Genomic DNA, 13477 nt, shown 5'->3' on the forward strand with positions numbered 1-13477 from the left:
GACCGGGCGGGAAGGAGAGCACAGATGATCACCACCGCACTGACCTTCGACGAACTCGCCACGCTGATGAAGCAGGCGGCCGGGGTCACCGTCGACGCCCGGGAGCTGGAGAAGGAGCCGGACGCTCCGTTCACCACCCTCGGCCTCGACTCGCTCGGCCTGCTCGGGATCGTCGGCGAGCTGGAGAACCGGTACAGCGTGGCGCTGCCCACCGACGCCGAGCGCTGCAAGACGCCCGTCGAGTTCCTCGGCCTGGTCAACAGCACCCTCAAGACGGGAGCCTGACGTGTCCGGTCACACCGACAACAGCATCACCATCGACGCCCCGCTCGATCTCGTCTGGGAGATCACCAACGACATCGAGAACTGGCCCGATCTCTTCAGCGAGTACGCGTCACTGGAGGTGCTCTCCCGCGAGGGCGACTCCACCACCTTCCGCCTGACCATGCACCCGGACGAGTCCGGGAAGGTCTGGAGCTGGGTGTCGGAGCGCACCGTCGACCGCCCCGGGCGGACCGTCCGTGCCCGCCGCGTAGAGACCGGCCCGTTCGACCACATGAACATCCGGTGGGAGTACGAGCAGACGCCGGCCGGCGTCCACATGCGGTGGGTGCAGGACTTCGCGATGAAGCCCGATGCCCCGGTCGACGACGTCTGGATGACCGAGAACATCAACCGCAACTCCCGCACGCAGATGGCCCTCATCCGGGACCGCATCGAGCAGGTCGCCCGCGACCGCCGGAGCGCCCCGGTCCTGCCCGGCTGACCGAACCCCGCCGCGGAGACCCGTACACCCGCACATCACACCTGAGAGGACGCTCGATGCACCACGCTCTGATCGTCGCCCGCATGGCGCCCGGTTCGGCTCCGGCGATCGCCGACGTGTTCGCCGCCTCCGACCGCGGGGAACTCCCGCACCTCGTCGGCGTCACCCGGCGTCGCCTGTTCCAGTTCGGCGACGTGTACCTGCACCTCATCGAGTCGGAGCAGGACCCGGCGCCGGCCATCGCGAAGCTGACCGGACACCCCGAGTTCCGGGACGCCAGCGAGAAGCTGTCGGCGTACGTCAGCGCGTACGACCCGCAGACCTGGCGGAGCCCCAAGGACGCCATGGCGCAGTGCTTCTACCGCTGGGAGCGCGACGCGGGTTCCTGATCCCCCGAGGTACGCCCGGCACGGAAAACCCGAGGCCGCCCGCCCCGCGAAGTTCACGGGGCGGGCGGCCTCGGGTTCGTCTCCCTCGCTCCTGTCAGGCGGGAACGGTGCACTCGAAGGCGTGGAGGTACGCGTTGACCGGGCGGATCTCGCCGATGACGAGCCCCGCGTCCGTCAGCCGGTCGACCATGCTCTGCCGGGTGTGCTTCGCACCGCCGACGTTGAGGAGCAGCAGCAGGTCCATGGCGGTCGTGAACCTCATCGACGGCGTGTCGTCCACGAGGTTCTCGATGACGACGACCCGGGCGCCGGGGCGCGCCGCCTTGCGGACGTTGGCGAGCGCCCTGCGGGTGCTGTCGTCGTCCCACTCCAGGATGTTCTTGATGATGTACACATCCGCCTGGATCGGGATGTCCTCACGGCAGTCGCCGGCCACGACACGGACCCGGGGGCTCAGCGCGCCGCCGTCCCGCAGGCGCGGGTCGGCGTTCTCCACCACTCCCGGCAGGTCGAGCAGCGCGCCGTTCAGGGAGGGGTGCTTCTCCAGCAGACTCGCCAGGACGTGTCCCTGTCCGCCTCCGATGTCCGCGACGCAGGACACGTCCCCGAGGTCGAGGAGGTCCGCGACGTCCTGTGCCGACTGCTTGCTCGACGTCGTCATGGCGCGGTTGAAGACGTAGGCGGACTCGGGCGCGTCTTCGTTGAGGTACGCGAAGAACTCCCGTTCGTACACGTCCTCGAAGACGTTCCGTCCGGAGCGCACGGCCTCGTCGAGCTTGGGCCAGACGTCCCACGTCCACGGTTCGGTGCACCACAGTGCGATGTACCGCAGGCTGTGCGGATCGTCCTCGCGCAGCAGCCGGGACATCTCCGTGTGGGCGAAGGTGCCGTCGCTGTTCTCGGTGAAGACCCCTTGGCAGGACAGCGCGCGCAGCAGCCTGCGCAGTGTCCGCGGCTGGGTCTTCACCGCCGCCGCGAGGTCTTCCACGGTCATGGGCGTGTCGCCCAGGGCGTCGGCCACGCCCAGGCGGGCGGCCGCGCGTACGGCGGCGGCGCACGCCGCTCCGAAGACGAGCTCCCTCAGCCGCATCGGCGGGGCGGGAGCCGGATCAACCGTTGTCATCTGTTCGCCTTGTCCTTGCTGTCGTGCCGTGGGTGGTGTGGGTGGTGTCGGGGAACCCGGTGGGTCAGCACAGTCCGGCGGGTTCCGAGAGCGTGCAGGTGTTGCGGGTGAAGGTGTTCCCCCGGCCGGTGTCCCGGTTGGCCAGGTCGGCGGGGCTGTTGCTCATCACCACGTTGTCGCGGATCGCGTTCTGCTCGTTGAGGGCGCCCACGAAGCTCTTGAACAGCACGATGCCGCCCGAGAGCGGCGAGGTGCCCACGTTGCCGACGACCCTGTTCTTCTCCACCACCGTCTCCTCGGCGCCGGTGAGGACGATTCCCGAGCCTTGCAGGAAGGGCAGACGGGGGGTCTTCGGGCAGTACTTGTTGTTGGCGTGGATGTTGTTCCGGCGCAGGGTCATGGCCCCGGCGCGCGGCGTGGACTCGTCGCCCACCACGAACACCGCGGCGCAGTTCCCGGTCGCGTCGTTGTGGTCGACGGTCACGTTCCGCAGGCGCCTCACGGTGAGGCCGATCCGGTTGCCGGACAGGCTGTTGTGCGTGATCACCGTCCCCTCGGCGTCCGTGGCGCCGTGCTCGGTGTCGACGGTGTTGGCCAGGAACATTCCGGCGTCGCCGTTGTTCCGGGCGATGTTGTGGCTGAAGACACCGCGCACGGATCTCTCCTGGGCGATGCCCCACTTTCCGTTCTTGTCGGCGAGCACCCCGCGGACGGTGAGCCGGTCGGTCCCGGACGCCCACAGCCCGTTGCCGGTGAAGCCCGTGAGCGTCAGCGAGCGCACGGTGACGCCCTGGACGGGGCGGCTCTCCGTCCCGGTCACGCAGATGCCGTGACCGGCCTTGGCGCACGCGTCGTCGGCAGCGGTGTCGCCGGGCACGATGACGGTGCGGGAGAGGCCCGAGCCCCGCAGCGTCAGACCCGATGTGGTGATGCGGACGCTCTCACGGTAGGTGCCGGGAGACAGGACGATGGTGTCCCCCGGCTTCGCGGCGTCCACGGCTTTCTGGATCGATTCGCCGGGCTTCACCCGGTGCGCCGTCCGGCTGTGGGCCGTCGGGGCGGCCGCTCCCAGCCCCGTGGCCACGACGGCCACGGCGCATGCCAGGTGGGCGATCTGTCGTGTGGTCATGCGCCGAAGCTACGAGCGCGTGTTCCGGCCTGCCACCGCTGATCGTCCAGGCGGACCTAGGCATACCTCCCTGCGGTCCACACGATGGGCGTGGCGCGCGGGTACCGGGCGGGACCGCCGCATCATGGGGCCGCCGGGGGCGCCTCTTCGGTGCGGCGGGCAGGGAAGGGGTTCGGATGCGTAAGTGGTGGCCCTTGGCGGCGATCTGTCTGGGCACCTTCATGCTTCTGGTGGACGTCACGATCGTGACGGTGGCGCTGCCCGACATGGCGGCGGACCTCGGCACCACGCTCTCCGATGTGGAGTGGGTGGTCGACACGTACGCTCTGGCACTGGCTTCGCTGCTGCTGGGCGTCGGTTCCCGCGCCGACCGGATCGGCCGCCGGAAGGTGTACCTCGTCGGGCTGATCGTCTTCACCGCGGCGTCGGTGGTGTGCGCGGTGGCCCCGAACGCGGGTGTGCTGATCGGCGCCCGGGCGGTACAGGGGCTGGGCGCCGCCGGGATGTTCGGTACGACGATCGCCCTCCTCGGCATGCACTACAGCGGCCGGGAGCGGGGTGTGGCCTTCGCCGTGTGGGGCGCCACCAACTCGGTCGCCGCGGCGGCCGGGCCGGTGGTCGGCGGGCTCCTCACCCAGTACCTGGACTGGCGATGGATCTTCTTCGTCAACCTCCCGGTCTGCCTGGCCGCCGTCGTGCTGACCCTGCGCTCGGTGCGAGAGGCCAAGGGCGAGGGCGGGCGGCGTGCGGACGTGCTCGGCATGGTCACCTTCACCGTGGCGAGCGGGGCCCTCACGTTCGGGCTGATCCGAGCCCACTCCGAGGGCTGGGCGGCACCCTCCACGCTCGGCCTGTACGCGGTGGCGGCCGTCGCCCTCGCCCTCTTCGTCGTGGTCGAGACGAGACACGAGCACCCCGTCCTCGACCTGTCGCTGTTCCGCAGGCCGTCGTTCACCGGAATCATGATCAGCGCCCTGTGCCTGCAAGGCGCCGCGTTCGCCTATCTGCTGTACGAGTCGCTGTGGATGCAGTCCGTACTGGGGTACGAGCCCGTGGAAGCGGGCCTGTACATCCTGCCCGTGTGCGCCTCCGCGTTCGTCGTCTCGGCGCTCGCGGGCCGCTTCGGCCCCTGGCCGCCCCGCGCGTCCATCGGGGGCGGGCTGGCGCTCATCGCCCTGGGCTCCGGAATGCAGGCCACCCTCGACGCGGGGTCTTCGGGCAGCAGCCTTGTCGCGGGGCTCGTCGTCTCCGGTCTGGGGATCGGGCTCGTGACACCGAGTCTGTCGGCGGCGGCCCTGGCCACGGTGCCACCGGCCCGCGCGGGCATGGTGGGCGGTGCGGTCAACACCTTCCGCCAGCTGGGCTTCGCCTTGGGGATCGCCGTGTTCGGCGTGATCTTTCAGTCGCGGATCGAACGTGTGCTGAGGACCGACGGCAGTATCCCGGACCCGCACGAGGCGGCCGTCGCTCTGAGCGGCGGACAAGCCCGCTCCCTCGTGGCCGGCTGGCCGGCCGGCGAACGCGCCGAGATGGCGCACCTGGTACGAGAGGCGTTCGCGTCCGGCCTGAACGCGGTGCTGCTCGTGGCGGCGGCCCTCGGGGCGGTGGCCTCGCTGATCGTCGTCGCGACGGTACGCGTCCCCGCGAGCGGCGCCGAGCACCAGAAGCCGGAAGCGGGCGCGAGCCCACACGGACAGGAGACGCCGGCGGACGCAGCCCTGTAGCGGCGGCCACCCCAGACGCGTGGCGTCGCGCGACCGCTCCTCCCTCCCCCGCGGACGCACCCCGCACGGGGCAGCCACGCTCGGGGCATCACGGCGGCCGCTTCCGCGCCCGCATCCAGCGGGACAGGTCCTCGCCGGCCAGTCGGCCTGCCAACGCGCCTCCGAACACGACCACGCCCACCGCGACCAGCCAGGTCTGGATGACGAGGAACGCCCCGAACGGGCCGTAGCTCACGGCGCTCGACGCGATCAACGGGGAGAAGACGACCTCGGAGAAGATCCGCAGCCCGAGCAACCCGAGCACCGTGGCCACGGCCCCTGGCAACAGGGCCGTCCAGGCGACCCGGCCGCCGAGCAGCAGTCGCTGCGACCACCAGAGGAACAGCGTTCCGCTCAGCAGCGTGACGAAGCCGCCGGCCGAGCTCTCCCGCCGGAAAGGGGCGACCGCGAGCCCGTAGAGAGTCCCGATGAGGAAGGCGAGCCACACCACATGCCGCCACCGGGCCCGCCAATGGGCCGGCGGCAGGTCCCAGACCTTCTCGTAGCCGCTCTGCACCACGGTGCCGAACGAGAGACCGAACACGGCGAGCAGGGCGAGGCCGAAAGGCCGTCGTGGTCCGCCGTACCTGGCCCGGCAGCGCGAACAACCGCTCGATCTCCGCCCGCGCCGCCTCCGACACCCCGAGCCCGTCCCCGAGCCACTGCGCGAACCCCTTCCCGCTTCCCCGCGCCCGCCGCGGACACGACGATCAGAAGCGGCACCAGCGTGAGGAACCCCAGAGCGGCGAAACCCAGCGAACGCTGCCACAGGTCGAGACCACTGACCGGAACCAACGGTGCCCCGCCCGCAACCGGCGTATCGCGCTGCGTATCCGCAGGTACGGAGACCATCACCCGGCCGGACGGGAGGCCATCATCGTGCCGCTGGACGGGCGGTCGCCGACAGCTTCGACGCACCGGCGGCGCACGGAAGGACGAACATGGCGCGCTCCAGGGATCTGCTGGTGCTTCCACCGTAGATCAGACCGCCGCGACAGCCGGCGGCGCCGGCCGACCCGAACTCCCGCCGCCTGGCCGCCGTCAGCGAGACGAGCGGGCGGCGGAGATACGCAGAGGCGATGAACGGGCCGCCTGACCTGGGGTTTCGCCCGGCAGGCGCTTCTCGGCCACCCGGCCCGGCTCGCGGAGGCGGCGCATGCGCCCCGAGCGCGCTCCGGGATGCGGAGGCCCCCGGAATCGACGATCCTGGGCTTGATTCCCCCTGCGGACATGTCCACGACCGTCGATCGCATCAGCCGTGCTTCCACGCGGCGGATGAAGGAGGCGCTGTGGTAGCCCTGACTCGTATTCCGCTGGAGGGCGGGGGCTGCGTTCTGGTGGAGGATCCGACGCTGTCGGAAGGGCCGGTGAAGGCCGGCCATATCGGCAACGCCGTGCGTGAGCTGCCGGGAAGTCTGCAGGCGGCTCTGGAGCCCATCACGGAGGCCGCACGCGCCACCCTCGAGCAACTGCGCAAGGCGCGCCCTGACGCGATCACGGTCGAGTTCGGGGTGAACCTGGCGGTCGAGGCCGGCGCCGTGATCACCAAGAGTCGCGCCGACGGCCATCTGAAGGTGACCGTGTCCTGGGAGCGCGACGGCGGCGCCCTGTCTCCACCGGACGAACAGGGGAGTTGAGCCCCGATGCCCAGCAAGCAGGCGTGGTCGGACGGGCCGGGCGGAGCGCGGCTCACCGGTGCCGTGGGGCAGGTCCTGGGGCGGGACGGCACCGTGGCGGGGGCGGGTTTCCTGGTGTCCGGCGACCTCCTCGCCACCTGCGCGCACGTGGTGCGGGCCGCGGGCCACGGCCCCGGGGACCGGGTGGAGGTGGCCTTCCCCCGGGTGGCCGGCGCGGAGCGGTTCGCCGGCCTGGTCCTCGAAGAGCCCTGGCGTGAACCGGAAGCCGAGGACGTGGCCTTCGTCCGTCTCGACGGCGTTCCGGCCGGGTCGGAGCCACTGCCGCTGGGGCCCGCCGAGGGCAGTCGCGGCCACCGGGTGTGTTCCTTCGGCTTCCCCGTCCAGGCCCCGAGGGAGGGGCACTTCGGCTTCGGTGTGGCCGGCGACCTGCTGCCGGCCGCGCCGGGCGAGAGCGAGCTGCTGCAGCTGACCGGCGCCAACGACCTCACCACCGGGTTCAGCGGCGGGCCGGTTCTCGACGAGGAGACCGGCCTGGTCGTCGGCATGGTCACCGAGATCACGGCCCCCGACGCCTACGGGCGGGGGCAGAACATCGCGTACGGCACGCCGACGCGGACGCTGCGGAGTCTGCTTCCCGAGCTCGTCGAGAGCGAGTTGTGTCCCTATCTCGGTCTGGAGTCCTTCACCGCCGAACAGGCGCGATGGTTCGAAGGCCGCCAGGACGCGGTACGGCAGGTCATGGCGAGCCTCGCCCGGCGGCAGCGGCTCACCCTTCTGCTCGGCCCCTCGGGCTCCGGCAAGTCGTCGTTGATCCAGGCGGGTGTGCTGCGGGCGCTCGCCGCGGGCGAACTGCCCGGCAGCGACCGGTGGTTCACCGTGCTCGTCCGGCCGCGGCAGGACCTGCTGTCGGAGATCGAGCACGCCGGCCTGCCCGGCGTCACCACGGACGGGATCGCCGCGGCCGTCGCCCGCCGCCTCGGGGACGACCGCGAGCACGACCACGTCCTCCTGGTCGTCGACCAGTTCGAGGAGGTCTTCACCCAGTCCGCCGGGGACGGACGGCACGACCACCGGCCGGTCGTCGACGAGATCGCCGAGGCCGCCGCATCGTGCGACCGGCTCAGCGTGGTCCTGATCATGCGCGACGACTTCTACCCCCAACTGGCCGCGCAGGCCCCCGGACTGCTGGAAGCCGCGACCCCGGGACTCCTGAACGTCCCGAACAGCCTCGGCAAGCAGGACCTGCACGACATCGTCACCCTGCCCGCCGAGGACGTGCGGCTCCGGTTCCAGGCGGGACTGCCGGAGCAGATCATCACCGACGTCCTGGCCACGGCCCCCGACGGCGAGACGAAACTCCAGGTACCGGCCACCGTCCTGCCCCTCCTGGAGCTCACGCTCAGCCAGCTCTGGGAACGGCGCCAGGACGGCTACCTCACCCATGAGGCGTACCGGCGCATCGGAGGGGTCACCGGAAGCCTGACGACCTGGTGCGACACCGCTCTCGACGCGCTGACCAGGGAGCAGCGGCCCGTCGCCAAGCGGATTCTCACCTCCCTGGTGCGCCCGGCCGACCACACCCGCCGCACTCCCTCCACCCGCGCCCAGGTGCCCCTCGACGAACTGCGCGAGCTCGCGGCCGACCCGGACCGCACGCCCGGCGACGACGGCGCGTTCGACGAGGTCCTCGCCGTCCTCACGCGGCACCGCATCGTGACCACCCGGACCCTCGGCGCCCGCGAGGGCCCCGACACCGCCTCCGGCCGGCCGGTGGCGGAGCTGATCCATGAAGCGCTCATCCGCGACTGGCGCGCCCTGCACGAGTGGGTGGGCCAGGAGCACCAGTTCCAGCAGTGGTTCGAGCGCACCCGCGAGCGGCGCGCCCGCTGGGCCGCCGGGCAGGACCCCGGAGACCTGCTGGCCGGAACGGCCCTCGCGGAGGGCCTCGACTGGGGACGCGAACGCCATCTTCCGGGCGACATCGCGGCCTTCCTCACGGCGAGCAAGCAGCGCCAGCACGCCGTCATCCGGCGCAGCAGACGTCTCAACAGCGTCCTCGCGACCCTGCTGGTGCTCGCCCTGGTCGCCATGGGCGGGGCCGTCTGGCAGTGGCGGACGGCCGTGAACGCCCGCGAGACCGCGCTGTCCCGGCAGCTGGCCTCGAAATCCACCGAGCTCATCACCACGAACCCGGAACTCGCCTCGCTGCTCGCCGTCAAGGCGTACCGCACGAACCACAACGCGGAATCCCTGGAGAGCCTGCGGAACGCGGCGGCTCTGCCCCAGCACCGCCGTCTGACCGGACACACCGACACGGTCCGCACGGTGGCGTTCAGCCCGGACGGGAAGACCCTCGCGACCGTCGGCGACGACCGCACGATGCGCCTCTGGGACGTGGCCACCGGCAAGGCCCGCATCATCCGCGAGGAGCACACCAACGAGGTGTACTCGGCGGCGTTCAGCCCCGACGGCAGGACCCTCGCGACCGGCGACGCCGACGACACCCTGCGGCTGTGGAACACGGCCACCGGGGAGTCCCGCGCCATCCGGGGCGAGGGCGCCGGTGCGGTGGCCGCCGTGGCCTTCAGCCCTGACGGGCACACCCTGGCGACCGGTGGCGGGGACGCCATGGTGCGCCTGAGGGACGCGAAGACCGGCGAACTCCTCGCGACCCTTCCCGGGCACACCGGTGTCGTGTACTCGATCGCGTTCAGCCCCGACGGCAAGACCCTGGTCTCCGGCAGCGGGGACCTGACGGCGCTGATGTGGGACGTGGCCTCCGGACGACAGCTGAGGAAGCTGGACCATCCCAGCGAGATCTTCTCGGTCGCGTTCAACCGCGCCGGCACGACCGTCGCCGTCGGCTGTGGGGACGGCACGGTGCAACTGTGGGACACGGCCACGGGCAAGGCCCGCAGCAGCGAGACGGGCAACGCCGTGGCGTCGGTGGCGTTCAGCCCGGACGGACGTACCTTCGCCACCGGCAGCGCGCATGTCGTGCAGCTGTGGGACACCGCCACCGGTGCGCCCCTCACGGGTCTCTTCGGCCACACCGAAGACGTGCAGTCGGTGGCGTTCAGCCCGGACGGGCGCATCCTCGCGTCGGCCGGACTCGACCGCACGGTGCGGCTGTGGGACATGTCGAGCGGAGCGGTACGCGCCACCCGCGCCGGGCATCCCGGCGGGGTGCTCGCGGTGGCGATCGACCCCACCGGAAAGCTGCTCGCCAGCGGCGACGGCCTCGGGTACGTCCGGCTGACGGACCTGGCCACCGGAGCGGTCCTGGCACCCGTCGCCCGACACGAAAGCGGGGTGGACTCGGTGGCGTTCAGCCCTGACGGACGCACCCTCGCCACCGGCACCATGGACGGCAAGGTGCGCCTGATCGACGTGGACACCGGCAAGATCCTCAAGGCCGATGGTGATCACGCCGATTCCGTACAGAGTGTGGTCTTCAGCCCCCAGGGCGACATCCTCGCCTCGGCCGCCGGCGACCGTACCGTCGTCCTGCGGGACCCGGTCACGGGCAAGCCCTTGAAGGAGCTGAAGCAGCAGGCCAACGGGATCAATCAGGTGGCTTTCAGCCGTGACGGACGCACCGTCGCCACCGCGGGCAGCGACGCGCAGGTACGGCTGTGGGACGTGGCGACCGCCACACTCCTCCACACCCTCGTGGGTCACACCAGTCAGGTGACGTCGGTGGCCTTCAGCCCCGACGGACACACTCTCGCCTCGGGCAGCTCGGACCGCACCGTGCGGCTGTGGGACTTCCCGTCCGGCGCCGCCCGTGCCACCCTGCTCGGACCGACGGACGAGGTGAACGCGGTGGCGTTCAGCCCCGACGGACGCGTCCTCGCCGCCGCCGGGATCGACCTGTCCACGCGCCTGTGGGACGTCGGCTCCCGCAAACCCCTCATCACCCTGATCGGGCACACCAACGCGGTGTTCGGCGTGGTGTTCAGCCCCGACGGCCACACCCTCGCCACCGCCGGGGGCGACAAGAACGTACGCCTGTGGGACACCGCCCTCCCCGAGCCCGCCGCCGCGCTCGAGAGCATCTGCCGGACGGTCGGCCGTGACCTCACCCCGCAGGAGCGGTCGGCCTACCTGCCGGGCCAGTCGGGCGATCCGGTGTGCGGGTCGGGCTGACGGATGGCCCGTCGGCCGCGGTACCCGACCTCACCTGAGGGTCCTGCCTGCCGACGGCGGGGTGTTGTCAGTGGATCGTCGACGACGTGACGACGAGAATGGGCTCGTCGACGAAGTCGTGCGCGACGGAGACGGTCCGCACACCGGACGCCGTGCTCACGGTCAGCAGGACCGTGCTGTCCAGACCGGTGACGGCGGAGTCCACCGGCAGGGAGACGTGCACGAAGTCGATGGTGTGGGACGGACTCAGCGTCAACGCGGGGACCGGGTCGCCCGGGTGGGCGATGAGCGTGATCTCCGCCTTGAGGGTGCTGACGCCCTCCGCCGCGAAGTTCAGCCCGGCCGCGTTCACCGTGAGCGGGTGCTGCACCTCCTGCACGGTGTGGGTGTGGAAGGCGACGAAGGTCAGCATCTCGGCCTTCGGCAGCGGAAGGGCCACCTCCAGGGTGCGCGACACCTCCACCGTCGTGCCGGCACCGACGCCCTGGAGGGTGGTCGTCTGCCCGCCGTCGAGCACCCTGCCCCCGAGGGGTACCAGCGGCCCCGGACCCTGGCCGTCCCGGACATCGGCGCACTGGAGGAGCTTGAGGTCGAGGGGTCCCAGGTTGACTGCCTGGGCGCTGGGCTGGGCTCCGGGCAGCCGTGTGGTCACCAGGTCACCGCTGTGGGCGGTCCGGCGCAGGTTCAGCAGCAGTTGGGTGCGCACGGGCTGGGGAAGGACGTCGTCGAGCCGGACCGCGATGGTGCCGAACAGGGGCGCCGGACCCGGCGACGCGAGCTGTTGCAGGAACAGGTTGACGAGGGTCGTGGCCGGCGTGGGCCGGTCGTCGGAGATGTCGACGCTCACCTGGATGGTGGGGCCGTCCCCATCGGCGAAGGCGACCTTTCCTCGCGGGAACCCTTGAAGGCCGGACGGGGTACGGGAGTCCAGCCCACTCGGCAGGGCGACGCGCAGGGTGCGCCCGGCGGCCTCCGGGACGCCGGTGACGTCCGCCCGCAGGCGGGCGAGGTCGATCGGGTCGACCATCGGACCGACCGTGAAGGTGAAGTGGAACCGGGAGCCGCTGAGCGTCTCGGGCGACTCGTCGACGATCGAGTCGAGGGACGCCAGGGTGCCCTGCGCGGTGACCAGGATCCCGTAGGCGTCCGGAATCGCGATCACCATGCCGCTGACCTGGCCGAAGAAGACACGCTGGAGCGACGGGTACTTCGTCACGATGTCGCCGAGCGTCGTCAGTTCGCGGAACTCCGACCGCGGTACCGCGAAGTCGTTGAGGTCGTTGCCGTCGATGATGGGCCGGGTCATGCCCTCGGACGAGATGGTGAAGCGGCTGCGGTGGGCGTCGGTGTTGAAGTGGAGGCCGATCGACAGGCTGCGGCGGAAGCGGGCGGTACAGGGGAAGAAGGCGTACGCGCCGAACCGGTCGTTGAGGGACGGCTCGAAGGGAGCGTCCCCGGTGTTGCCGCCGTCGCCGAAGACCTCGAACTGCAGTCCCTGGAACATCGGCCCGTGGACGGGGAAGCCGATGTCGGGCGCGGTCACGAGGGCCGTCTGATAACCGGAGTACGTCGGCTCGAACTCCAGCCGCAGCTCGCCGCTCCGGGTGAGGTGCACATAGGCGGCCTCGACCAGCGAGCCGGACAGCTCGAAGGTGACGGTGAAACTGGTCCCGCTGACCGTCGCCGTCGTGCCCGTCACCCTGTGGACGGTGACCGTCGAGTCGGACTCCGTGATGGGCACGGCCAGCCTCACGACCGGATGCAGGTCCGGCACGGGGTGCAGCTGACCCGAGGTGACGGCGGAGAGGACGCTGTCCGACAGGACCTCCTTCAGCGTCAGGGTGAAGGTGGCGTGGTTGAACGGTCCTCCGTCGGTGGCGACATCGCCGGGGTGCTGGACCGCGTCGAAGGCGAACTTCGTGTCTCTGGCGGGCAGAACGTACGACGGGAGGAACCACGTCGCATCGGGGAAGGGGCCGAAGGCCAGAACGTCGGGGGCAGAGCTGCTCTCCAGGCGCGGGAGCAGGGGTGCGTCCGTGGGGAGTTCGGGGGTCCCGTTCCCGTTGACCACCGCGTCGATGTGGTCTCCCGTCCGTCCCACCAGCCAGTGCTGTGGCACCGCGACGAGGAATTCGTCAAACGCCTGCTCCAACTGTCCCATGGTGTCTCCCCGTCAGGGTGATCCGCCGCTTCCCGGACGGGCAACTCGGCCCGCCCGTCTGGGACATCCGGTCCGGCGGCGCCACGTGGTGACGTCGACGGCCGCGGCGAACCGGTTGATGGTTTCGATGGTGGTCACGAGGGCGTACGCGCGAAATCCCGTGTCGGAGGCCGGCAGATCTGCCGGAGGAGTCTCCCGATACGCCCACGGCGCATCCGAACATCACCGCTCCCTCGCGGACGTGCAGGCCGGTCGACGGGTGCGCTGTGAAGTTACTTCGACTGTAGTTCCCCTTCCCCTGGAGCCGCCACCTGACCTGGTAGTTCGCTCGGCAACTGTCGGACGACCGAGCACATCCCG

General features: G+C 71.1%; 9 protein-coding genes and 1 pseudogene. 6 read left to right on the top strand and 4 right to left on the bottom strand.

The window, feature by feature from the left end; genetic code table 11:
• Nucleotides 1-24 precede the first annotated feature (24 nt).
• Genes ACFVZH_RS00135 through ACFVZH_RS00145 form a run of 3 tightly spaced genes read left to right on the top strand, consistent with a single transcriptional unit; the run spans nucleotide 25 to nucleotide 1155 of the window.
• Nucleotides 25-285, top strand: coding sequence for a phosphopantetheine-binding protein (locus tag ACFVZH_RS00135; RefSeq protein WP_384890643.1), 261 nt, complete (start codon nucleotides 25-27; stop codon nucleotides 283-285).
• Nucleotide 286: 1 nt separating this feature from the next.
• Nucleotides 287-766: an SRPBCC family protein gene (locus ACFVZH_RS00140; protein ID WP_384890646.1), complete on the top strand. Its 480-nt coding sequence runs from the start codon at nucleotides 287-289 to the stop codon at nucleotides 764-766.
• 56 nt (nucleotides 767-822) lie between these two features.
• On the top strand, nucleotides 823-1155 hold the full coding sequence (locus ACFVZH_RS00145) for a TcmI family type II polyketide cyclase (protein ID WP_384890649.1): 333 nt from the start codon (nucleotides 823-825) through the stop codon (nucleotides 1153-1155).
• A gap of 94 nt (nucleotides 1156-1249) precedes the next feature.
• On the opposite strand, the gene ACFVZH_RS00150 is transcribed toward ACFVZH_RS00145, so the two are convergent.
• Both ACFVZH_RS00150 and ACFVZH_RS00155 read right to left on the bottom strand, forming a co-directional pair.
• Entirely contained in the window at nucleotides 1250-2278 is a 1029-nt protein-coding gene (locus ACFVZH_RS00150) for a methyltransferase (RefSeq protein WP_384890652.1), read from the bottom strand.
• A 64-nt stretch (nucleotides 2279-2342) separates the two neighbouring features.
• Complete coding sequence (locus ACFVZH_RS00155) at nucleotides 2343-3407, bottom strand: nitrous oxide reductase family maturation protein NosD (RefSeq protein WP_384890655.1); 1065 nt, start codon at nucleotides 3405-3407, stop codon at nucleotides 2343-2345.
• 176 nt (nucleotides 3408-3583) lie between these two features.
• Between ACFVZH_RS00155 and ACFVZH_RS00160 the strand changes: the two genes are divergently transcribed.
• Nucleotides 3584-5131: an MFS transporter gene (locus ACFVZH_RS00160; RefSeq protein WP_384890658.1), complete on the top strand. Its 1548-nt coding sequence runs from the start codon at nucleotides 3584-3586 to the stop codon at nucleotides 5129-5131.
• An 88-nt stretch (nucleotides 5132-5219) separates the two neighbouring features.
• On the opposite strand, the pseudogene ACFVZH_RS00165 reads toward ACFVZH_RS00160, so the two are convergent.
• Nucleotides 5220-6022: pseudogene (locus ACFVZH_RS00165) on the bottom strand (ribonuclease BN).
• 437 nt (nucleotides 6023-6459) lie between these two features.
• Here ACFVZH_RS00165 and ACFVZH_RS00170 point away from each other — a divergent pair.
• Together ACFVZH_RS00170 and ACFVZH_RS00175 are read left to right on the top strand one after the other, a co-directional pair.
• Entirely contained in the window at nucleotides 6460-6807 is a 348-nt protein-coding gene (locus ACFVZH_RS00170; protein WP_384890661.1) for a CU044_2847 family protein, read from the top strand.
• A 6-nt stretch (nucleotides 6808-6813) separates the two neighbouring features.
• Complete coding sequence (locus ACFVZH_RS00175; RefSeq protein ID WP_384890664.1) at nucleotides 6814-10956, top strand: trypsin-like peptidase domain-containing protein; 4143 nt, start codon at nucleotides 6814-6816, stop codon at nucleotides 10954-10956.
• A 67-nt stretch (nucleotides 10957-11023) separates the two neighbouring features.
• Here ACFVZH_RS00175 and ACFVZH_RS00180 read toward each other — a convergent pair whose 3' ends face one another.
• On the bottom strand, nucleotides 11024-13117 hold the full coding sequence (locus ACFVZH_RS00180) for a hypothetical protein (protein WP_384890667.1): 2094 nt from the start codon (nucleotides 13115-13117) through the stop codon (nucleotides 11024-11026).
• Between the last annotated feature and the right edge of the window lie 360 nt (nucleotides 13118-13477).

Origin of the sequence: Streptomyces sp. NPDC059534, assembly GCF_042743475.1 — a bacterium.
Classification (GTDB): domain Bacteria; phylum Actinomycetota; class Actinomycetes; order Streptomycetales; family Streptomycetaceae; genus Streptomyces.